This is a genomic window from Streptomyces sp. NPDC029674 (assembly GCF_044903205.1).
In the GTDB taxonomy this organism is placed as follows: domain Bacteria; phylum Actinomycetota; class Actinomycetes; order Streptomycetales; family Streptomycetaceae; genus Streptomyces.
In genome coordinates this window covers 52,319-73,805 of sequence record NZ_JBJDPY010000026.1, presented here as the reverse complement: position 1 = coordinate 73,805, position 21,487 = coordinate 52,319, and the positions used below count along the sequence as shown (strand labels likewise).

The 21,487-nt window shown below is 70.8% G+C and carries 20 protein-coding genes; 8 read left to right on the top strand and 12 right to left on the bottom strand.

Annotated elements, in window-relative coordinates; genetic code table 11:
* Positions 1 to 49: 49 nt before the first annotated feature.
* Positions 50 to 2,734, bottom strand: a complete 2,685-nt coding sequence (locus tag ACI2L3_RS37180; RefSeq protein WP_404756870.1) for an FHA domain-containing protein — start codon at positions 2,732 to 2,734, stop codon at positions 50 to 52.
* Between the two features lie 236 nt (positions 2,735 to 2,970).
* On the opposite strand from ACI2L3_RS37180, the gene ACI2L3_RS37175 reads away from it, so the two are divergent.
* Entirely contained in the window at positions 2,971 to 4,737 is a 1,767-nt protein-coding gene (locus tag ACI2L3_RS37175; RefSeq protein ID WP_404756869.1) for a streptophobe family protein, read from the top strand.
* Positions 4,738 to 5,848: 1,111 nt separating this feature from the next.
* The gene (serB, locus tag ACI2L3_RS37170; RefSeq protein WP_404756868.1) at positions 5,849 to 7,063 is read left to right on the top strand and encodes a phosphoserine phosphatase SerB; all 1,215 of its coding nucleotides are present in this window, start codon (positions 5,849 to 5,851) and stop codon (positions 7,061 to 7,063) included.
* 72 nt (positions 7,064 to 7,135) lie between these two features.
* On the opposite strand, the gene ACI2L3_RS37165 is transcribed toward serB, so the two are convergent.
* The 4 genes from ACI2L3_RS37165 to ACI2L3_RS37150 all read right to left on the bottom strand — a co-directional run bounded on the left by ACI2L3_RS37165 (position 7,136) and on the right by ACI2L3_RS37150 (position 9,643).
* Complete coding sequence (locus ACI2L3_RS37165) at positions 7,136 to 7,654, bottom strand: SixA phosphatase family protein (protein ID WP_404756867.1); 519 nt, start codon at positions 7,652 to 7,654, stop codon at positions 7,136 to 7,138.
* Positions 7,655 to 7,742: 88 nt separating this feature from the next.
* Positions 7,743 to 7,958 (bottom strand): hypothetical protein, encoded by a 216-nt coding sequence (locus ACI2L3_RS37160; RefSeq protein WP_404756866.1) that lies wholly within the window; start codon positions 7,956 to 7,958, stop codon positions 7,743 to 7,745.
* A 172-nt stretch (positions 7,959 to 8,130) separates the two neighbouring features.
* On the bottom strand, positions 8,131 to 8,247 hold the full coding sequence (locus tag ACI2L3_RS37155) for an SGM_5486 family transporter-associated protein (RefSeq protein ID WP_107059069.1): 117 nt from the start codon (positions 8,245 to 8,247) through the stop codon (positions 8,131 to 8,133).
* A 67-nt stretch (positions 8,248 to 8,314) separates the two neighbouring features.
* The gene (locus ACI2L3_RS37150) at positions 8,315 to 9,643 is read right to left on the bottom strand and encodes a CynX/NimT family MFS transporter (protein ID WP_404756865.1); all 1,329 of its coding nucleotides are present in this window, start codon (positions 9,641 to 9,643) and stop codon (positions 8,315 to 8,317) included.
* A gap of 87 nt (positions 9,644 to 9,730) precedes the next feature.
* Between ACI2L3_RS37150 and ACI2L3_RS37145 the strand changes: the two genes are divergently transcribed.
* Positions 9,731 to 10,417: a FadR/GntR family transcriptional regulator gene (locus tag ACI2L3_RS37145; RefSeq protein ID WP_404756864.1), complete on the top strand. Its 687-nt coding sequence runs from the start codon at positions 9,731 to 9,733 to the stop codon at positions 10,415 to 10,417.
* Between the two features lie 9 nt (positions 10,418 to 10,426).
* Here the strand turns inward: ACI2L3_RS37145 and ACI2L3_RS37140 are convergent, their stop codons facing one another.
* The 3 genes from ACI2L3_RS37140 to fabG form a co-directional block, all read right to left on the bottom strand.
* Entirely contained in the window at positions 10,427 to 10,774 is a 348-nt protein-coding gene (locus tag ACI2L3_RS37140; RefSeq protein ID WP_404756886.1) for a hypothetical protein, read from the bottom strand.
* Between the two features lie 133 nt (positions 10,775 to 10,907).
* Entirely contained in the window at positions 10,908 to 11,678 is a 771-nt protein-coding gene (fabI, locus tag ACI2L3_RS37135) for an enoyl-ACP reductase FabI (protein WP_362997048.1), read from the bottom strand.
* Between the two features lie 4 nt (positions 11,679 to 11,682).
* Positions 11,683 to 12,402, bottom strand: a complete 720-nt coding sequence (fabG, locus tag ACI2L3_RS37130) for a 3-oxoacyl-[acyl-carrier-protein] reductase (protein WP_404756863.1) — start codon at positions 12,400 to 12,402, stop codon at positions 11,683 to 11,685.
* A gap of 186 nt (positions 12,403 to 12,588) precedes the next feature.
* Between fabG and ACI2L3_RS37125 the strand changes: the two genes are divergently transcribed.
* Genes ACI2L3_RS37125 through tyrS form a run of 3 tightly spaced genes read left to right on the top strand, consistent with a single transcriptional unit; the run spans position 12,589 to position 16,830 of the window.
* The gene (locus tag ACI2L3_RS37125; RefSeq protein ID WP_404756862.1) at positions 12,589 to 14,112 is read left to right on the top strand and encodes a TldD/PmbA family protein; all 1,524 of its coding nucleotides are present in this window, start codon (positions 12,589 to 12,591) and stop codon (positions 14,110 to 14,112) included.
* Positions 14,109 to 15,503: a metallopeptidase TldD-related protein gene (locus tag ACI2L3_RS37120; protein WP_404756861.1), complete on the top strand. Its 1,395-nt coding sequence runs from the start codon at positions 14,109 to 14,111 to the stop codon at positions 15,501 to 15,503. Before ACI2L3_RS37125 ends, ACI2L3_RS37120 begins: the two co-directional genes overlap by 4 nt.
* A gap of 58 nt (positions 15,504 to 15,561) precedes the next feature.
* Positions 15,562 to 16,830, top strand: a complete 1,269-nt coding sequence (gene tyrS, locus ACI2L3_RS37115; RefSeq protein ID WP_404756860.1) for a tyrosine--tRNA ligase — start codon at positions 15,562 to 15,564, stop codon at positions 16,828 to 16,830.
* A 66-nt stretch (positions 16,831 to 16,896) separates the two neighbouring features.
* On the opposite strand, the gene ACI2L3_RS37110 is transcribed toward tyrS, so the two are convergent.
* Positions 16,897 to 17,172 carry a GlsB/YeaQ/YmgE family stress response membrane protein gene (locus ACI2L3_RS37110; protein ID WP_404756859.1) on the bottom strand — a complete coding sequence of 92 codons (276 nt, stop codon included), beginning with the start codon at positions 17,170 to 17,172 and terminating at the stop codon, positions 16,897 to 16,899.
* Positions 17,173 to 17,394: 222 nt separating this feature from the next.
* Here ACI2L3_RS37110 and ACI2L3_RS37105 point away from each other — a divergent pair, with 222 nt between their 5' ends.
* Positions 17,395 to 17,781, top strand: coding sequence for a DUF3099 domain-containing protein (locus tag ACI2L3_RS37105; RefSeq protein WP_404756858.1), 387 nt, complete (start codon positions 17,395 to 17,397; stop codon positions 17,779 to 17,781).
* A 186-nt stretch (positions 17,782 to 17,967) separates the two neighbouring features.
* Positions 17,968 to 18,207, top strand: a complete 240-nt coding sequence (locus ACI2L3_RS37100) for a hypothetical protein (protein WP_404756857.1) — start codon at positions 17,968 to 17,970, stop codon at positions 18,205 to 18,207.
* On the opposite strand, the gene moaA is transcribed toward ACI2L3_RS37100, so the two are convergent.
* The 3 genes from moaA to ACI2L3_RS37085 all read right to left on the bottom strand — a co-directional run bounded on the left by moaA (position 18,204) and on the right by ACI2L3_RS37085 (position 21,407).
* On the bottom strand, positions 18,204 to 19,214 hold the full coding sequence (moaA, locus tag ACI2L3_RS37095; protein WP_404756856.1) for a GTP 3',8-cyclase MoaA: 1,011 nt from the start codon (positions 19,212 to 19,214) through the stop codon (positions 18,204 to 18,206). The two genes, ACI2L3_RS37100 and moaA, sit on opposite strands and share 4 nt — an antisense overlap.
* Positions 19,215 to 19,374: 160 nt before the next feature.
* The gene (locus ACI2L3_RS37090; RefSeq protein ID WP_404756855.1) at positions 19,375 to 21,012 is read right to left on the bottom strand and encodes a cation acetate symporter; all 1,638 of its coding nucleotides are present in this window, start codon (positions 21,010 to 21,012) and stop codon (positions 19,375 to 19,377) included.
* Entirely contained in the window at positions 21,009 to 21,407 is a 399-nt protein-coding gene (locus ACI2L3_RS37085) for a DUF485 domain-containing protein (RefSeq protein ID WP_404756854.1), read from the bottom strand. The genes ACI2L3_RS37090 and ACI2L3_RS37085 overlap by 4 nt, the downstream gene beginning before the upstream one ends.
* Between the last annotated feature and the right edge of the window lie 80 nt (positions 21,408 to 21,487).

The window sequence follows — 21,487 nt, the reverse complement described above, 5'->3', positions numbered from 1 at the left end:
CGGCACCCCGCACGGGGTGCCGCCCTTCTCGTGTGCCCGAGGGCACCGGTCACTTGCGCATGACCTCCGGCTCGTGCCGGCGCAGCAGGCGCGCGACCGCGACGCCGCAGATGACGCCGAGCGCGAGCAGGATCGTGATGTTGATGCCCCACTGGCTCGCCGAGTGCTCCCACAGCGGGTCCAGGTCGTTCGGGTTCTTCGGGTCCCACGGCGGCATCAGGTGCGCCAGGTCGAGCGTGGCGCCCGCGCCCGCGATGGCCCAGCGGGACGGCATCAGCCAGGCGAACTGCTCCAGGCCCGGCGAGCCGTAGACCTGGAAGAGGACGCCGGTGAACACGACCTGGACGATGGCGAACATGACCAGGAGCGGCATGGTCTTCTCGGCGGTCTTCACCAGCGAGGAGATGACCAGGCCGAACATCATCGAGGTGAAGCCGAGCGCGATGATCGTCAGGCAGATCTCCGCCGCCGGCGGCATGATCAGGCCTTCCTCCGGCAGCTCGCGCGGGATGAAGCCGATGGCGCAGATGATCACGCCCTGGATGGCCGTGATGACGCCGAGGACGATGACCTTGGACATCAGGTACGCCGAGCGGGAGAGGCCGGTGGCCCGCTCCCGTTCGTAGATGACCCGTTCCTTGATCAGCTCACGTACGGAGTTGGCCGCGCCCGAGAAGCACATGCCGACCGCGAGGATGAGCATGATCGTGCCCGCGTCGCCGTTGAACTTGACCGGCGGTTTCGGCGGTGCGAGGCCGAAGTCGGCCGGGATCACGACGCTGACGATGCCGAGGACCGCGGGCAGGATCACCATCAGGCCCATGAAGCCCTTGTCGGAGGCGATCACCGAGGTGTAGCGGCGGATCAGGGTCCACAGCTGCGATCCCCAGCCCTGCGGCTTCGGCGGCTTCATCGCCTGTGGCGGCGGCATCGCTACGGACTGCGCGGCGACCGCGTCGATGTCCGCGGCGTACATCTGGTAGTGCTGCGAGCCCTTCCAGCGGCCCGCCCAGTCGTAGTCGCGGTAGTTCTCGAAGGCGGAGAAGACGTCGGCCCAGGTGCTGTAGCCGAAGAAGTTCAGGGCTTCCTCCGGCGGACCGAAGTACGCCACCGAACCGCCCGGCGCCATCACCAGGAGCTTGTCGCAGATCGCCAGCTCGGCGACCGAGTGCGTGACGACGAGGACCGTGCGGCCGTCGTCCGCGAGGCCGCGGAGCAGCTGCATGACGTCGCGGTCCATGCCCGGGTCGAGGCCGGAGGTCGGCTCGTCCAGGAAGATCAGCGAGGGCTTGGTCAGCAGCTCCAGGGCCACGGACACGCGCTTGCGCTGGCCACCGGAGAGGGAGGTGACCTTCTTCTCCTTGTGGATGTCCAGCTTGAGCTCGCGCAGGACCTCGTCGATGCGGGACTCGCGCTCGGCCTCCGTGGTGTCGGCCGGGAAGCGCAGCTTGGCCGCGTACTTGAGGGCCTTCTTGACGGTCAGCTCCTTGTGCAGGATGTCGTCCTGCGGGACCAGACCGATGCGCTGCCGGAGCTCGGCGAACTGCTTGTACAGGTTCCGGTTGTCGTAGAGGACGTCGCCCTGGTTGGCGGGCCGGTAGCCGGTGAGCGCCTTGAGCAGGGTCGACTTGCCGGAACCCGAGGGTCCGATGACCGCGATGAGCGACTTCTCCGGGACGCCGAAGGAGACGTCCTTGAGGATCTGCTTGCCGCCGTCGACCGTGACCGTGAGGTGGCGGGCCGAGAAGGAGACGTCACCGGTGTCGACGAACTCCTCGAGCTGTCCGCCGACGAGGCGGAAGGTCGAGTGGCCGACGCCGACGATGTCGTTCGGGCCGATGAGGACCGTCGAGGACTTCGCGATCGGCTGGCCGTTGACGTACGTGCCGTTGTGCGAGCCGAGGTCGTGTATCTCGAAGCGGCCGTCGGGCGTCGCCGTGAACTCGGCGTGGTGGCGCGAGACCTGCAGGTCGGAGACGACGAGCTCGTTCTCCAGGGCGCGGCCGATGCGCATCTTGCGGCCGAGTGCCAGCTGGTGGAACGTCGTCGGGCTGCGGTCTCCGTAGACCGGCGGGGCCCCCGCGACACCGCCGGACCCCGGGGTCTTCTGTGCGTACTGCTCGGACGGACCGCCGTGCTGCTGGGCCTGCTGCGGCACGTGCGGCTGCTGCCGCTGCGGCTGTTGTTGCTGTTGCGGCTGCTGTTGCCAGCCCTGCTGCTGCGCCTGGTACGGGGCCTGCTGCTGGGGTGCCTGTTGCTGCGGGGACTGCGCGGCCCAGCCGGGAGCCTCCTGCTGGGACGGCTGGTGCTGCTGGGGCGTGTGCTGCGGTGCGGCCTGCTGCTGGGCGTGCTGCTGCGGTGCCGAGACGGCGGCCGCCGCGGCCGCCGCGCCCGCACCCGAGGCACCGCCGGACACGTTCACCCGCGGGCCGTCGGTCGCGTTGCCGAGGTACACCGCCGAACCCGGGCCGATTTCCATCTGGTGGATCCGCTGGCCCTGCACGAAGGTGCCATTGGTACTGCCGTGATCCTCGATGACCCAGCTGCGCCCGCTCCAGCTGATCGTCGCGTGCCGCCAGGAGACCCTGGCGTCGTCGAGCGAGATATCCCCCTGCGGATCACGTCCGAGGGTGTACGGCCTGGACGCGTCCAGCGTCCAGGTCCTGCCATTCAATTCCAGTACGAGTTCCGGCACTCCATGCCCCACTGAGTTGTCCCCCGAGCTAGCCCCCATCGATGGGGAGTCTAGGGATGTCGAACATCGGGAGGAACTATTTCAGGAGGAGGGCTCTGACCGAAAGTCGGGCCTTGTGAAGACTGCGTACGGGCGTGACGGGTTGCCCCGTTGACGGGGAAGAAACCGCCCCGGAGAGTAGTAAGCGCCCATCAGTGCATACGGATCATGCTCATTCCGAGCATTGAGCGCATTACGTGCATTCAGGGCAACGCACCGCGGTCCGGGGGGTCCTGATGCAGGCCGACGATCACAAGGGTGACCACACGGGCGAGAGCCGGGGCGTGCGGTGGGGTGACGTGCTGCTCTCCGCGATCGCCGCGGTCAGTTGGGCGCTGATCGGCATGGCCGGGACGGCCGCGCTCGGTCTGCACCTGCTCGGCGCGGACGCGGTCGGCGCGCTCGGACCGATGACGGCGGCGACCGTCGCGCTGGGCGCGGGCGGTTCGGTCACGCCGTCCGGCGACGTATCGGCATTCGGCCTGGAGGGTGCCGAGGCGGCCACGACCGTCGATATTGCGCCACTCGGTGTCGGTTTGGTCGGTGCGCTGCTCCTCGCCCACTTCTTCCTGCGGTCCCTGCGCGGGGCGGGGGTTGTCATCGCCCCTTCCGAACTCGCCGCCCGGGTCGCCGCGGTGGTCGCCCTCTTCCTCGCGATGCTCGCGGGGCTCGCCTGGGCGGGGCACGACGTCATCACGATCGACGGCAAGCAGCTCGGCATCGACAAGGGGCTCGAGGAAGGCCTCGACCAGCTGCCGGACGGCATCGGCGACAAGCTGCCCGGCGGGATCGGGGACGACCTCGGCGGGCTCCTCCCCGACCGGCTCGGGGACCTCGTCGAGGCGGAGGCGTCGGTCGGCTTCACCGTGGACACCGGGCCGACGCTGCTCGGTGGGGCGGCCTGGGTGGTCGGCGTCCTGCTCATCGCGCTGCTCGCCTCACGGCGCACGCCGCTGCCGCGCGCCCTCGGCGGACTGCACCGGGTGGCGCGGCCCGCCGCCTCCGCGCTGGTCACGGTGGTGCTGGTGGCGGTCGCGGCGGGGCTTGCCGCGGCGGCGTACGCGATGGTCGGCGACGACCATCCCAAGCGGATCGCCGGCGCCGCGCTGCTCGGGGCGCCGAACGGCGTGTGGCTCGGTCTGCCCGTCGGGCTCTTCGTGCCGTGGGACGGCAGGGCGACGGGCGAACTCTCGCGGTTCCTGCCCGATCCGGTGGACGACCTCCTGACAGGGTCCTCCGACAAGGCGCTCACGCTCGGGCGGCTCGCCGAACTCGACGGCAGGGTCTGGCTGTTGGGCGTCGCGGCGGCGGTGGCGATGCTGTTCGCGGGCGTGCTGACGGCTGTCCGGACCCCTTATGTACGCGGTGAGACCTCCGCTCCGGGATTCGTGGGCCTGTGCGGGGTGCGGCTCGCAGCGGTGACCGCGCTCGGCCTCCCCCTCCTGGCACGACTGACCGACGTCTCCGCCGACGCCTCACTCTCCGTATTCGGCTTCGACGCGTTCGGCGCGGGACTCGAACTGCACGGCCGACTCGGGATGGCGGCGGTGCTGGGGGCGGCGTGGGGGTTCGGGGCGGGGGCGACGGGGTCACTGCTCGCGGTGGCCGCGGGGGCGGCGGGGGGTGGGGCGTCGCGGTTCGCGTTGGGTGGGGTGGCGGGGGTGGGGGCGTCGGTGGTGCGGGGGGCTTCTTCGGGCTCCGGGGCGTCTCGAGCCGGGGCCTCCGGGGCCGGAGCGTCCGGAGCTGGGGCCTCCGGAGGCGGGGCGTCCGAGGCCGGGCCGTACCGCCCGGGCACCCCGCACCGCCCGCCGAACCCTGACACGAATCCCTATTTACGACCCCCTCCCGCCCCCGGCGACGCCTCCGGCGCTCCGACGGTCATGGGCCCGGTGGTCCCACCCCCTCCACGGCCCCGCCGCCGCTCCCACTCCTCCGACTGGCCCCCACCACCACCGCCTCCCCCACCTCCCCCTCCCCCGAAAAACCCCCGCAGACCCACCTGACCGACCCCCGGCACCGGGGGTTGCGCCCACCCGTGCCGCCCACGGCCCGCCTGCCCACAACGGATGGCTCGCCCCCCCCCGGCCGAGCCCGCTCCCGAGCGGCATGCCGGCCCGCCGGGGGCGAGAGCGGAATGGCCCGCCCGCAAAGGGGCGCGGAGACGGCTGGTCCCTACGGGGACGGGGTACGGCCAGCGCCGAGCCGCGCATCGGGCCGCCGCAGGAGCGGCAGCGGAGAGGCCCCGCCCGCAACGGGGGCGCAGAGACACTTGGTCCTTACGGGAAGGGGCACGCCCGAGCCCCGAGCGGCGCCGGACCACCGCAGAAGCGGAAACAGAACGCCTGCCCGCCACGCGGCGCAGAGACGCCTCGTCCCTACAGGAAGGGGTACACCCGAGCCCCGAGCGCCACACGCCCGCTGCCAACGAGGAACGGAGACACCTGGCCCCTAGGAGGACGGGGTACGGCCAGCCCCGAGCCGCACACCGGGCCGCCGCAGGAGCGGCAGCGGAGGTGCCCGCCTGCACCGCGGCGCAGAGAGACCTGGTCCTCTTGGGAAACGGGGAGGGGTAGCACCGAGCCCCGAGCGGCACGCCGGACACCGCCGCAGGAGCGGGAGCGAAGGCATGTCGTCCCGTTCCCTACGGGACGGTGGTGTCGCGGGGTGCACGGGTGGGTGGGAGGGAGGGATCCGCCGCGAAGCGGCGGGACAGGGTCAGCCGCAACGGGGCCGGAGGCGAGGCCACGAGGACGGGCCCTGGCGAGCCGGCGACCGGATGGCAACGAAGCCGACGGCGATCAGGCGCATCCGGGGCAGCCCGGCACGGCAGCGGCCGGACAGGGCGGGGCACCGAACCGCAGAGTGAGCGAGGCGGACGCCGCAGGGCGAGGCACGGCACCGCACCGCAGAGTGAGGCACGACGCGGCAGGACAAGGCACCGCACCGGCCAGCGAGGCGCAACGCGGCAGCGTGAGGGACCGCCCCCCAGGTGAGCTCCGACCGGGGCAAGGTAGGGCGATGTACCGCACGATGGGCGGGCCCCCCGGAAGGGCTGTCCGGGTGGCGGACCGGGAGGGCGGGGGCGGGAAGAGGGCGGATACCGTAGGGATCACCATGAGTGCTTCGCAGCCCCCTCAGCCCGCCGACATCCCGACGCTCCTCGTCAAGATCTTCGGCAAGGACCGCCCCGGCATCACCGCCGGCCTCTTCGACACCCTCGCCGCCTACTCCGTCGACGTCGTCGACATCGAGCAGGTCGTCACCCGTGGCCGGATCGTGCTGTGCGCGCTCGTGACCGAGCCGCCCGCCGGTCTGGAGGGCGACCTGCGCGCCACCGTCCACAGCTGGGCGGAGTCCATGAGGATGCAGGCCGAGATCATCTCGGGTATCGGCGACAACCGGCCGCGCGGCCACGGACGTTCCCTCGTGACTGTGCTCGGCCACCCGCTGACGTCGGAGTCGACGGCCGCGATCGCCGCCCGGATAACGGCCACCGGCGGCAACATCGACCGTATCTTCCGGCTCGCCAAGTACCCGGTCACCGCCGTCGAGTTCGCGGTGTCCGGCACCGAGACGGAGACGCTGCGCACGGCCCTCGCCATAGAGGCCGCGAAGCTCGGCGTGGATGTCGCGGTCGTCTCGGCGGGTCTGCACCGCCGCGCCCAGCGGCTCGTCGTGATGGACGTCGACTCGACGCTCATCCAGGACGAGGTCATCGAGCTCTTCGCCGCCCACGCCGGCTGCGAGGACGAGGTCGCCGAGGTGACGGCGGCCGCGATGCGCGGCGAGCTGGACTTCGAGCAGTCGCTGCACGCCCGCGTGGCGCTGCTCGAAGGGCTCGACGCGTCGGTCGTCGACAAGGTCCGCTCCGAGGTACGGCTCACGCCGGGTGCCCGCACCCTCATCCGCACGCTCAAGCGTCTCGGCTACCAAGTGGGCGTCGTCTCGGGCGGGTTCACCCAGGTCACCGACGACCTGAAGGAACGTCTCGGCCTCGACTTCGCCCAGGCCAACACCCTGGAGATCGTCGACGGCAAGCTGACCGGCAAGGTGACCGGCGAGATCGTCGACCGCGCGGGCAAGGCCCGGCTGCTGCGCCGCTTCGCCACGGAGGCCGGGGTGCCGCTGGAGCAGACCGTCGCGATCGGCGACGGCGCGAACGACCTCGACATGCTGAACGCCGCGGGGCTCGGGGTGGCCTTCAACGCCAAGCCCGTGGTCCGCGAGGCCGCGCACACCGCGGTGAACGTCCCCTTCCTGGACACCGTCCTCTACCTCCTCGGGATCACCCGTGAAGAGGTCGAGGCGGCCGACATGCACCTGGACTGATCCGCTCCCGCGCAGAGCCACAGAGGGCCCGGCACCCATGGTGCCGGGCCCTCACGGTGGACGGGGGGAGGTCTACTCGGACGGCGCCCAGTAGTCGACGAGGGTGGCCACGCCCGGTTCGAGCGCCTTCCACGAACCGGAGTACGTCAGGACGGCGAAGGCCGCGGTCGGGAAGCCCCTGCGGTTCAGCCGCACTCTGGCGTCACCCTCGGCGTCCCCTGCGAGGACGTCGGCCAGGCCCTGCACGCCGGGGTTGTGGCCGATCAGGACGAGGTTCTGCACGTCGTCCGGGGTCTCGTTGAGCACGGCGATCAGCTCACCGGGAGAGGCTTCGTACAGCCGCTCCTCGTAGACGGTCTTCGGCCGCTGCGGCAGCTCCTGGACGGCGAGCTTCCAGGTCTCGCGGGTCCGGGTGGCGGTCGAGCAGAGGGCCTGATCGAAGGCGATGCCGCTGTCGGCCAGCTTGCGCCCGGCGACGGGGGCGTCCCGGCGGCCTCGCTCCGCGAGCGGCCGCTCGTGGTCGGAAACCTGCGGCCAGTCGGCCTTCGCATGCCGGAAGAGGACAATCCTGCGGGGTTCTGCGACGCTCATGCATCCCAGCTTCGCATGAAACGCGCCATGGGGCGCAGGGAGTTGGCGCGGTGCCCCGACGCGGGTGACGGGTCCGGTGGCAGGGGGGTCAGGAGGCCGTGCGCAGCACCAGTGTCCGTATGCGCTCCAGGAGGTGCGTGACGGCCGGCTCGCTGGTCGCCGCGTGCGCGTCCACGGGGTTCAGGATGAGCAGGAGGAGGGCCGCGAAGGCGATGGCGGGGAGGGCGATGGCCCACCAGGGGAGCTGGATCTCGACGCTGCCCGACTGGGCCGGGTCGCGCCGGGTGTGCGATCGGGCCGACATGCCGCCTCCGTGGTCTTCGAGTGGTGCGTGCGTGCCGCGTCGTCGCGGGCACAACTCGAAGTTAGGCGATCGGCGACCCTCAACCCATCCGGAGATCCACCCACTTGACCCTGACACTGGCCCCCTAGGGGATGGGGGTGCTAGCCCCACCAGCACCCCTCCGGGGGCCGGTTCACGGCGAGGCGATGGAGGCGATGATGCCGATGATCACGGTGATGGCCAGCATCGCGCCGAGCACGATGAGCAGCTTCTTCTGGCCGTTCTGGGGGTTCGGGTCGAGGACGGGCATACGGCCAGTCTCGCACCCTTTGCCCGCCCGCTCCCCGTCGGGGTCGGACCGTCCGCCCTCCTCAGGGTCAGGCCGCCCGGCCCCTGGCGGCGACCTCGTCCTCGACCGTGCGGTTGCGGCCCGCGAGCGTACCGATGACGATCTGCGGCACCATCAGCGCCGCCATGAGCGCGATCGGCAGTCCCCAGCCGCCGCTGTGCTGGTAGAGCACACCCACGAGGAGCGGTCCGGGGATCGAGATCAGGTAGCCCGTGCTCTGCGCGAAGGCGGACAGCTTGGCCACGCCGACGCTGCTCTTGGCCCGCATCCCGACCATCGTGAGGGCGAGCGGGAAGGCGCAGTTGGAGATGCCGAGCAGCAGGGCCCAGGCCCAGGCGCCGCCGGCGGGGGCGAGGTAGAGGCCCGCGTAGCCGGCGAGCCCGCAGGCGCCGAGGACGATCACGACCGGGCCCTGGTTGGTCAGGCGCGTGGCGACCCGGGGGATGACGAACGCCAGGGGCACGCCCATGGCCATCGTGACGGCGAGCAGCACGCCCGCCTCGCCCGCGGGGACGCCGGCGTCGCGGAAGATCTGCGGCATCCAGCCCATGGTGATGTACGCGGCCGTGGCCTGCAGGCCGAAGAAGACGGCGAGCGCCCACGCGGTGCGGCTGTGGGTGATGCGCAGGCCCGCGTCCTCCTGGCGTACGGCGGGCGAGACGTGCTCCGGGGCTGCGGTGGCGGGGGTGCCCCGGTCGCGGACGAGCGGGATCCACGGCAGGACGGCGACGACGGCGAGCACCGCCCACACGGCGAGACCGGTCTGCCAGCGGCCGCCGAGACCGTCGGTGAGCGGCACGGTGGCGGCCGCCGCGACGGAGGTGCCGAACGCGAGGGCCATCGAGTACAGGCCGGTCATGGAACCGACCCGGTCGGGGAACCAGCGCTTGACGATGACCGGCATGAGGACGTTGCTGACGGCGATGCCCGCGAGGGCGAGGGCGGTGCCCGCGAGGAAGCCCGCGGTGCCGCCGATGAAGGGCCTGATCACGAGACCCGACGCGATGGCGGCCATGCCGACGCACACCACCGCGCTGGGCCCGAAGCGCCGGGCCAGGCGGGGCGCCATCACGCCGAAGAAGGCGAAGCAGAGCGGCGGTACGGAGGTGAGGAGTCCCGCGAGGGTGCCGCTCATGCCGAGGCCGTCGCGCACCTCTTCGAGGAGGGCGCCGAGGCTGGTGATGGCAGGGCGGAGGTTCATGGCGGCGAGGACGATGCCGACGATGACGAGTCGCGTCGCCCACGCGCGCGTGGGGGCCTGTTTCTCCCCGGCCCTCTGCGCCGCGTGCTCCGGTGCTTCCGTACGTGTCGGGGGTGTCGCTGCCGACGTCATCGTCCCGGTTTCCTCACTAGCCATGGGGCCATCATAGAATCATGGGATGATTGGCTGTCCAATCCGTTTACGTCACACTGCTCGCACACAGGCCTCGCACGAAGGAACGTCATGCCGCTGACCACCCCTCGCCGTTCGGCACTCTCCGAGCAGGTCATCTCCGAGCTGCGCAACCAGATCTCGTCGGGCGAGTGGCCGGTCGGCTCCCGCATCCCCACCGAGCCCGAGCTGGTCGAGCAGCTGGGCGTGGCCAGGAACACGGTCAGGGAGGCGGTGCGCGCCCTTGCCCACAACGGCCTGCTCGACATCCGGCAGGGCTCGGGCACGTACGTGGTCGCGACGAGCGAGCTCGCGGGCGTGATGCAGCGCCGGTTCGCCGACGCGGACCCGCGGCACATCGCCGAGCTGCGCAGCACGCTGGAGTCCAGCGCCGCGAAGCTCGCCGCCGAGCGCCGCACCGAGCGCGACCTCAAGCAGCTCGACGCGCTGCTGGCACGCCGTGAGGAGGTCTGGGCCTCCGGGGACGCGGAGGCGTTCGTGACGGCCGACGCGACGTTCCACATGGCCGTCGTCGCCGCGTCGCACAACGACGTCATGATGGCGATGTACGCGGACCTCGGCGAGGTGCTGCGGGACTGGCTGCGCGAGGACATCGGCGAGGAGCTGACCCCGGAGGCCCACATGGACCACGCCCGTCTGGTCGACGCGATCCGTGCGGGCGACGCGGAGGCCGCCGCTACGGAGGCGGCGGGTTACCCCTTCATGTGCCGCCCGGAGCGGCTCGCCGCCGGCGGCTGACGCGGCGGCTCACTTCTCGTGGCTGACCCAGACCGAGCGGACCTCTTTCCAGCACCGTCCGGTGAGGCGCACCGTCATCGCGGGCCCCGCCTCGACGGGGCGCGAGTCGGTGTCGATGTCCCACCACCGGTAGCACTCCACGTGGAGGCGGACCCGGTCGATCTCGGGGTAGGGGTTGTGGCAGTGCGCGACGACGTGGGAGCCGAGGACGCCGGTGCGGCACTCCGAGCCGAAGGGGCGCGGCCGCGGCTTCTCCGCCCGCACGTCCGCCTGTCCGTCCGCCCCCGCGCGCGCGTGGGGCGGTTCTGGCGGCGCGGCGCTCGGCGCGACGACCGCCAGAGCGAGAGCCACGGGCACCGCACCGGAGAGACGCACACTCCAGGGTGCGCGGCACTCGCCCCGGGGCGCCCGGCCGGGGGGCCGAACGGGTGAGGCCCCGCCGCCCGCGCGCTGCGGGGGACGGGGCCTCGAAAACGTACGTACGCCCGGGTCAGGCGCCCATCATGTGCACGCCGCCGTCGACGTGGATGATCTCGCCGGTGGTCTTCGGGAAGAAGTCCGAGAGCAGGGCGACGATGCCGCGGCCCGCGGGCTCCGGGTCGGCCATGTCCCAGTTCAGCGGGGAGCGGGTGTCCCAGACCTTCGCGAGGTCCGAGAAGCCCGGGATGGACTTGGCGGCCATGGAGCCGAGCGGACCCGCGGAGATGAGGTTGCAGCGGATGTCCCGGGAGCCGAGGTCGCGCGCCAGGTAGCGGCTGGTGGCCTCCAGGGCGGCCTTGGCCGGGCCCATCCAGTCGTACTGCGGCCAGGCGAACTGCGCGTCGAAGGTCAGGCCGACGACCGAGCCGCCCTCCTCCGGCATCAGCGGCAGGCAGGCCATCGTCAGCGACTTCAGGGAGTACGCCGAGACGTGCATGGCGGTGGCCACCGACTCGAACGGCGTGTTCAGGAAGTTGCCGCCGAGGGCGTCCTGGGGGGCGAAGCCGATGGAGTGGACGACGCCGTCCAGGCCGCCGAGCTCCTCGCGCACCAGACCCTCGAGGCGGTCCAGGTGCTCCTGGTTGGTCACGTCGAGCTCGATGACCTTGGCGGGCTTGGGGAGCTTCTTGGCGATGCGCTCGGTGAGGGTGGGCCGCGGGAAGGCGGTCAGGATGACCTCCGCGCCCTGCTCCTGAGCGACCTTCGCCGCGTGGAAGGCGATGGAGGACTCCATCAGCACACCCGTGATCAGGATGCGCTTGCCGTCGAGAATTCCGCTCATGTGATCAGTGACCCATGCCCAATCCGCCGTCAACGGGGATGACGGCTCCAGTGATGTACGAGGCGTCGTCGGACGCGAGGAACTTCACCGCGGCGGCGATCTCCTCGGGCTGCGCGTAACGGCCGAGCGGCACCTGGGCGACGATGCCCTCGCGCTGCTCGTCCGTCAGCACCTTGGTCATGTCGGTGTCGACAAAACCGGGGGCGACGACGTTGAAGGTGAGGTTGCGCGAACCGAGCTCGCGGGCGAGCGAGCGGGCGAAGCCGACCAGACCCGCCTTGGAGGCGGCGTAGTTCGCCTGCCCCGCGCCGCCCAGCAGGCCGACGACGGAGGAGATGAGGACGACGCGGCCCTTCTTGGCGCGCAGCATGCCGCGGTTGGCGCGCTTGACGACGCGGAAGGTGCCGGTGAGGTTGGTGTCGAGGACGGACGTGAAGTCCTCCTCGGACATGCGCATCAGGAGCTGGTCCTTGGTGATGCCGGCGTTGGCGACCAGGACCTCGACGTTCCCGTGCTTCTCCTCGATCTCCTTGTAGGCCTGCTCCACCTGCTCGGCGTCGGTGATGTCGCACTTGACGGCGAGGACACCGGCGTCGGTGAGGACCTTCGGTGGCTCGCCCGAGCGGTAGGTGATCGCGACCTTGTCGCCGGCGTCGGCGAAAGCGCTGGCGATGGCGAGGCCGATGCCCCGGTTTCCTCCGGTGACGAGAACCGAGCGGCTCAACGGATCACCCTTTCGATAGCGGTCTGGTACCTCGAAAACCTATCGGTACCTCCCGCGATACGGAGAATCGACGACCGACAGTGGCTCGGAGGAGTCGCTGTCGGGTCCCTACAGAAAAGCCTGGCCCCCGGGCCGTCCGGCGCGACATGATCGGGGCTGACCGGTGCCGACAGCAGGGAGACATCCGTGCCTCATTCCATCGATGAAGCCTTCACGGCGCTGCCGCTGCGGGCTCTCGCCGACGCCGCGCTGGCCCGCGCGCGGGCGCTCGGCGCCGACCACGCGGACTTCCGCCTGGAGCGGGTGCGCAGCGCGTCCTGGCAGCTGCGCGACGCCCGGCCGTCCGGCAGCTCCGACTCGACGGACCTCGGGTACGCGGTCCGTGTGGTGCACGGCGGCACCTGGGGCTTCGCCTCGGGTGTGGACATGACGATGGACGCGGCGGCGCGGGTCGCGTCGCAGGCCGTGGCGATGGCGAAGCTGTCCGCGCAGGTCATCAAAGCCGCGGGGTCGAAGGAACGGGTGGAGCTGGCGAACGAGCCGGTGCACGCGGACAAGACGTGGGTCTCCTCGTACGAGATCGATCCGTTCTCCGTGCCCGACGAGGAGAAGGCGGGGCTGCTCGCCGACTGGAGCGCGCGGCTGCTCGCCGCCGAGGGGGTCGCGCACGTCGACGCCTCGCTGCTCACCGTGCACGAGAACAAGTTCTACGCGGACACGGCGGGGACGGTGACGACGCAGCAGCGCGTGCGGCTGCACCCGCAGCTGACCGCGGTGGCCGTGGACGCGTCGACCGGTGAGTTCGACTCGATGCGGACGATCGCGCCGCCGGCCGGCCGCGGCTGGGAGTACCTCACGGGGACCGGCTGGGACTGGGAGGGCGAACTCGCGCGGATTCCCGAGCAATTGGCGGAGAAGATGCGGGCGCCGAGCGTTCGGGCGGGTTCGTACGACCTCGTCGTCGATCCGTCCAACCTCTGGCTGACGATCCACGAGTCCATCGGCCACGCCACCGAGCTGGACCGCGCGCTCGGCTACGAGGCGGCGTACGCCGGGACGTCGTTCGCCACCTTCGACCAGCTCGGCAAGCTCGCGTACGGCTCGTCGCTGATGAACGTGACGGGTGACAGGACGGCCGAGCACGGGCTCGCCACCATCGGGTACGACGACGAGGGTGTGGCCGCGCAGTCCTGGGACCTGGTCAAGGACGGCACGCTGGTCGGCTACCAGCTGGACCGGCGCATCGCGAAGCTCACCGGCTTCGAGCGGTCCAACGGCTGCGCGTACGCCGACTCCCCCGGCCACGTGCCGGTGCAGCGCATGGCGAACGTGTCGCTGCAGCCGGACCCGGGCGGGCTCTCCACGGAGGACCTGATCGCGGGCGTCGACCGCGGCATCTACGTGGTCGGTGACCGGTCGTGGTCCATTGACATGCAAAGGTACAACTTTCAATTTACCGGGCAGCGCTTCTACAAGATCGAGAACGGGCGGCTCGCCGGGCAGCTGCGGGACGTCGCCTACCAGGCGACGACCACCGACTTCTGGGGCTCGATGGCCGCGGTCGGCGGCCCGCAGACGTACGTCCTCGGCGGCGCCTTCAACTGCGGCAAGGCCCAGCCGGGCCAGACCGCCGCGGTCTCGCACGGCTGCCCGTCCGCCCTCTTCCGGGGCGTGAACATTCTGAACACCACGCAGGAGGCCGGTCGATGAGCCGCAGCGCCACCAAGCCGCACGAGATCGTCGAGCGCGCCCTCGAACTGTCCACCGCCGACGGCTGCGTCGTGATCGCCGACGAGGAGTCGACGGCGAACCTGCGCTGGGCGGGCAACGCGCTCACCACCAACGGCGTCACCCGCGGCCGCACCCTCACCGTCATCGCGACCGTCGACGGCAAGGAGGGCACCGCCTCCGGCGTCGTGACCCGCTCGGCCGTCACCGCCGACGACCTGGAACCGCTGGTGCGGGCCGCCGAGGAGGCGGCGCGCGGGGCGGCCCCCGCCGAGGACGCGCAGCCGCTGGTGACCGGCACCGCCGCCTCCGCCGATTTCACGGAGGCACCCGTCGAGACCTCGTCCGCGGTCTTCGCGGACTTCGCTCCCGCGCTCGGCGAGGCCTTCGCCAGGGCCCGTGCGGGCGGTCGCGAGCTGTACGGCTTCGCGAACCACGAGCTCGTGTCGAGCTACCTCGGTACGTCGACGGGGCTGCGGCTGCGCCACGACCAGCCCACCGGCACGCTCGAACTCAACGCCAAGTCGCCGGACCGCACCAAGTCGGCGTGGGCGGGGCGGGCCACCCGGGACTTCAAGGACGTCGACCCGGCGGCGCTCGACGAGGAGCTCGCGCAGCGCCTCGGCTGGGCGCGGCGGCGTATCGACCTGCCCGCCGGGCGGTACGAGACGCTGCTGCCGCCGACCGCCGTCGCCGACCTGCTGATCTACCAGTACTGGTCGTCGTCGGCCCGCGACGCCGCCGAGGGCCGCACGGTGTTCGCCAAGCCGGGCGGCGCCACGCGCCTCGGGGAACGCGTCACCGAGCTGCCGCTGACGCTGCGCAGCGACCCGCACGAGCCGGGCCTGGAGTCCGCGCCGTTCGTGCTCGCGCACTCCTCGGGCGGGGACGCCTCCGTCTTCGACAACGGTCTGCCGCTGGCCGCCACCGAGTGGATCCGCGCCGGTGAGCTCGCTCACCTCGCGACCAGCCGGCACAGCGCGGGCCTGACCGGGCTGCCGGTGACGCCGGCCGTCGACAACCTCGTCCTGGACGGGGGCGGCGACCGCTCGCTGGACGAGATGGTCGCGGCCACCGGGCGCGGGCTGCTGCTGACCTGCCTCTGGTACATCCGCGAGGTCGACCCGGCGACGCTGCTGCTCACCGGCCTTACCAGGGACGGCGTCTACCTCGTCGAGAACGGTGAGGTGGTGGGCGAGGTGAACAACTTCCGGTTCAACGAGTCGCCCGTGGACCTCCTGGGCCGGGCGACCGAGGCGGGCCGCACGGAGAAGACGCTGCCGCGCGAGTGGGGCGACTACTTCACCCGGGCCGCGATGCCCGCGCTGCGCGTCCCCGATTTCAATATGAGCTCGGTCAGCCAGGGCGTATAACCTCGGACCCTGCACTCACCTGTGCACCCTTCCGTACATCCAAGGAGACGCGAGACCCGTGACGGACATCGTCGACGAGCTGAAGTGGCGGGGGCTTTTCGCCCTGTCCACCGATGAAGACGCACTGCGCAAGGCGCTCGCGGACGGTCCCGTCACGTTCTATTGCGGCTTCGACCCGACCGCGGCGAGCCTGCACGTGGGCCACCTCGTGCAGGTCCTCACCGTCCGGCGGCTCCAGCAGGCGGGACACCGCCCGCTGGCGCTGGTGGGCGGGGCGACCGGCCAGATCGGCGACCCGCGGCCGACCGCCGAGCGCACCCTGAACGACCCGGAGACGGTCGCGAACTGGGTGGCCCGGCTGCGCTCGCAGATCGAGCCGTTCCTGTCCTTCGAGGGCGAGAACGGCGCGACGATGGTCAACAACCTCGACTGGACCGCGGGCCTGTCCGCGATCGAGTTCCTGCGCGACATCGGCAAGCACTTCCGCGTCAACAAGATGCTGACCAAGGACTCCGTGGCCCGCCGCCTGGAGTCCCAGGAAGGCATCTCGTACACGGAGTTCAGCTACCAGCTCCTCCAGGGCATGGACTTCCTGGAGCTCTACCGGCGGTACGGCTGCACGCTGCAGACCGGCGGCAGCGACCAGTGGGGCAACCTCACGGCGGGCATCGACCTGATCCACCGCCTGGAGCCGGACGCCGCGGTGCACGCCATGGGCACGCCGCTGATGCTCAAGTCGGACGGCACCAAGTTCGGCAAGTCCGAGGGCGGCGCGGTCTGGCTCGACCCGGCGATGACCACGCCGTACGCGTTCTACCAGTTCTGGCTGAACACGGACGACCGGGACATCTCGACGTACATGCGGATCCTGTCCTTCAAGTCCCGCGAGGAGATCGAGGAGATCGAGAAGCAGACCGAGGAGCGTCCGCAGGCGCGCGCCGCGCAGCGTGCGCTCGCCGAGGAGCTGACCACGCTGGTGCACGGCGCGGACCAGTGCGCCGCGGTCATCGCCGCGTCCAAGGCGCTCTTCGGCCAGGGTGAGCTCGCCGATCTCGACGAGGCGACGCTGGCCGCGGCCCTCTCCGAGCTGCCGCGCGTCGAGGTCGCCGAGCTCGGTCCGGTCGTGGACCTGCTCGCCGAGGTCGGCCTGGTGGCGAGCAAGTCCGCCGCCCGGCGCACGGTCAAGGAGGGCGGTGCCTACGTGAACAACGTGAAGGTCGCCGCCGAGGACGCCGTACCGGCCCGCGAGGATCTGCTGCACGGGCGCTGGCTGGTGCTGCGTCGCGGCAAGAAGAACCTGGCCGCGGTCGAGGTCACCTCGGCCTGACGCACCGCGCCGCACCACGCGGACGGAGAGGGGCCGGTCCGAGCGGACCGGCCCCTCTTCGCGCGGTTACGCCGTGCGCTTCTTGCCCCGGACCGCCATGTACGCAGCGTCACCAAGGCCTACGACGACGAGAGCCGCGACCAGCTGGAGCGCGTGCCGGCCCCAGTCGATGCCCTTGGTCTCGTTGATGCCGAACTGAGTCGCGAGCCAGTTGCCCACAACGGCTCCGATGATGCCGAACACCGTGGTCAGCCAGAGAGGACTGTGCTGCTTCCCGGGGAGGATCGCCTTGGCAATCAGCCCCAGTACGAAACCCACGATGATGGCCCACAACCAGCCCATAGCTGCCTCCTAGTCGGCTCAGATGAGCATTACGGCCAGTCTCGACCCGTCCGCCATACGGCGCATGTCGGGCTCGTCCATACGTGGCGGGACGCAGGAGGGGCACCGAGAAGAGGCCTGCCCCGGTCTCGTAGGCTGCGCAGCCGCGGCGTAACGTTGAGGGGCCGGACCGGGGCAGGTACCGCGGAGAGTCCGGCACAGCGGACAGGGCGGTGGAATGTGATGCGGAAGCAGAGCAGCGGCCAGGTCTTCCGGATCACCGGGGCCCGACAGGGTCTGGCGGAGGACGTGCGCGGCAGGCAGCGACGGTATGTGATCTCGATGTCGGTCCGTACCGTGTCGGTGGTGGCCGCCGCGGTGCTGTGGAACGTCGAGCGGCACGTCGCGCTCGTCGCTCTGGTGCTCGGTATTCTCCTGCCGTACATCTCCGTCGTGATCGCCAACGCCGGCCGGGAGTCGCCTCCTTCGCTGCCGTCGACGTTCGTACCCGCCCCTTCTCGGCCAATGCTCGCGCCGCCCGCCGCGGCCGCCGCCGCGGAATCCGTCCCGGAAGATCCCCTGGGCCCCGCACACGACCAGCGGCGCGACGCCGCGCACGAGCCGAACTGACCGTCGACGTTGCGCCAAGCTCAAGAAAACCTCAGATCAATCATGTAGTTCCGGTGCCAGTCGACGGGTCCCCCATGACATACTTCGTACGCGCTCCGCATCCCCCGTCGGAGCGACAGACCGACGCCGGGCAGCTCCCCCCGTGGCTGCTCGGCGTCGCCTTGTTTGCGGCACTTGGATGCGACTGTGAGTGACGAAAACCCGATCTGTTCCGCCAAGGGCTGCCGTGTACCGGCGGTCTGGGTGCTCGCCTGGAACAACCCCAAGATCCATACCCCGGAGCGCCGCAAGACGTGGCTCGCGTGCGGAGATCACCGCGAGCATCTCTCCCAGTTCCTCGGCGTGCGCGGCATGCTGAAGGACGTCGTGCCGCTCGACGAGTGGCAGGCGCGCGAGGCCGCCGACGGCGGCCGGGGTGCTTCCTAGCCGCCGATCGCCGACATCGGGCGGTCCGGCTGCAGGAACGACGACGGGTCGTCCAGGCCGGAGCCCGCCTTCTTGCCCCACATGGCGAGCTTCCATAGGCGGGCGATCGCCTCGTCCGAGCCGTCCGTCGTGTCTTCCGGTGCCGCGCGCAGCGCGCCGCGCAGGTCGGTCTCCTCGGTGGCGAAGAGGCAGGTGCGGACCTGGCCGTCGGCCGTCAGGCGGGTGCGGTCGCAGGCCGAGCAGAACGGGCGGGTGACGGAGGCGATGACGCCGACGCGGTGCGGGCCGCCGTCGACGATCCAGCGCTCGGCGGGCGCGGAGCCGCGCTCGCCGGAGCCCTCTTCGGTGAGCTCGAAGCGGGTGCGCAGGGACTGCAGGATGTCGCCCGCGGTGATCATGCCGTCGCGCTTCCAGCCGTGCTGGGCGTCCAGGGGCATCTGCTCGATGAAGCGGAGCTCGTACTCGTTCTCCACGGCCCAGGCGAGCAGGTCGGGGGCCTCGTCGTCGTTCAGCCCCGGCATCAGGACGGTGTTGACCTTGACCGGGGTGAGGCCGGCGTCGCGGGCCGCTTCGAGGCCTTCGAGGACGTCCTTGTGGCGGTCGCGGCGGGTGAGCGTCTTGAAGACGTCGGGGCGCAGGGTGTCCAGGGAGACGTTGACCCGGTCGAGGCCCGCGGCCTTGAGGGCCTTGGCGGTGCGCCTGAGGCCGATGCCGTTCGTCGTCAGGGACATCTTGGGGCGGGGCTCCAGCTGGGCGCAGCGCTCGACGATGCCGACGAGGCCGGGGCGCAGCAGGGGCTCGCCGCCGGTGAAGCGGATCTCGGTGATGCCGAGCTGTGTGACGGCGATGCGGACCAGGCGGACGATCTCGTCGTCGGTGAGCAGGTCCGGCTTGGCCAGCCACTGCAGGCCTTCCTCCGGCATGCAGTAGGTGCACCGCAGATTGCAGCGGTCTGTCAGTGATACGCGCAGGTCAGTGGCTACGCGGCCAAACGTGTCGATGAGCACTGCGGCCCCCTCCCCGGCGGACGGATGCTGATGGGTCCCACTGCCTTCGACCTTACGCGACACCTCTGACAACGCCATGGGCCATTTGCCACGAGGAACGGTGCGGCCGCGTCGTAGGACTCTACGACGCGGCCGCTACAAACGTGTGAACAGAACCTGGTCAGTGGGCTCCGACGCCGGTGAGGGACTTGACCTCCAGCTCCGCGTACTTGCCCTTGTCCGGTTCCTCCTTGGAGAGGAGCGAGCCGAGCCAGCCGAGCAGGAAGCCCAGCGGGATGGAGATCAGGCCCGGGTTCTCCAGCGGGAAGAAGTCGAAATTCGCGTCGGGGAACATCGAGCTGGGCTTGCCGGAGACGACCGGCGAGAAGAGCACCAGGCCGACGGCAGCGATGAGGCCTCCGTAGATCGACCAGAGTGCGCCCTGCGTCGTGAACCTCTTCCAGAACAGGCTGTAGAGGATCGTCGGCAGGTTGGCGGAGGCGGCGACCGCGAAGGCGAGGGCGACGAGCCCTGCCACGTTCAGATCTCGGGCCAGGGCGCCGAGGGCGATGGAGACGATGCCGATGAAGACGGTCGACCAGCGGGCCGCCTTCATCTCCTCCTTCTCGGTGGCCTTGCCCTTGCGGATGACGTTCGCGTAGATGTCGTGGGCGAACGAGGACGACGAGGCCAGGGTGAGGCCCGCGACGACCGCGAGGATCGTGGCGAAGGCGACCGCGGAGATCACCGCGAGCAGGATCGCGCCGCCGGTCGAGTCGCCACCGCCGCCGATCTCCATGGCGGCGAGCGGGGCGGCCGTGTTGCCCGCCTTGTTGGAGGCGATGATCTCGCCGGGCTTGAGCAGGGCGGCGGCGCCGAAGCCGAGGACGATCGTCATCAGGTAGAAGGCGCCGATGATGCCGATGGCCCAGTTCACGGACTTACGGGCGGCCTTGGACGTCGGGACGGTGTAGAAGCGGATCAGGATGTGCGGCAGGCCGGCGGTGCCGAGGACCAGGGCGATGCCGAGCGAGATGAAGTCCAGCTTCGAGGTGCCGGAGACGCCGTACTTGAGGCCGGGCTCCAGGAAGGCCGAGCCCTTGCCGCTGTTGGAGGCGGCCGTGCCGAGCAGGTCGGAGACGTTGAAGTTGAACTTCAGCAGGATCAGGAAGGTGATGAGGATGGTGCCGGTGATGAGCAGGACGGCCTTGACCATCTGCACCCACGTGGTGCCCTTCATGCCGCCGATGGTGACGTAGACGATCATCAGGACGCCGACGAGGGCGACGATGAGGACCTTGCCCGCGTCGCTGGTGATGCCGAGCAGCAGCGAGACGAGGACGCCCGCGCCCGCCATCTGCGCGAGCAGGTAGAAGATCGAGACGACGATCGTGGAGGTGCCCGCGGCGGTACGGACCGGGCGCTGGCGCATGCGGTACGCGAGGACGTCGCCCATCGTGTAGCGCCCGGAGTTGCGCAGCGGCTCGGCGACCAGGAGGAGCGCCACCAGCCAGGCGACCAGGAAGCCGATGGAGTAGAGGAACCCGTCGTATCCGAAGAGGGCGATGGCGCCCGCGATGCCGAGGAAGGAGGCGGCGGACATGTAGTCGCCGGAGATCGCCAGGCCGTTCTGGAAGCCGGTGAACTGGCGGCCGCCCGCGTAGAAGTCGGCGGCGCTCTTGGTCTGCCGTCCTGCCCACACGGTGATGAAGAGGGTGGCGACGACGAAGGCGGCGAAGAGGCTGATGATCAGCGGCCGGTGCTCGGAGGCGTCGGACGCCGCCGCCAGGTCGATCACGGCGGTGTGCGCGGGGCTCATGCGTCGCCCTCCAGGCGGGTCGGCGGACGGTTCTCCATGCGGGATTTGATGGCCTCGGCCTTGGGGTCGAGCTGCGCCGCCGCGTGGCGCGAGTAGAACCAGGCGATGAGGAAGGTGGTCAGGAACTGCCCGAGGCCGAGGATCAGGGCCACGTTGATGTTGCCGAAGAGCTTGGTGCCCATGAACTCGCCCGCGTAGTTGGAGAGCAGGACGTAGACGAGGTACCAGGCGATGAAGGCGATGGTGAGCGGGAAGGCGAACGAGCGGTGCGAGCGGCGCAGTTCACCGAACTCCGCGCTCTCCTGCACCTCGATGAACTCCTCCGTGGAGGGCGCGTGGGGAGCGGGGTCTTTTCCTGCGCCACCCTTCGAAGGGGGCGGTGCGTCGGTGGCCACGGAGTCTCCTCGTGGTGCGGGTGGGGTGGGGACGGACAGTTGTTCCATGGGCTCTCTGGTCTCACATCCGGCGTGACGCG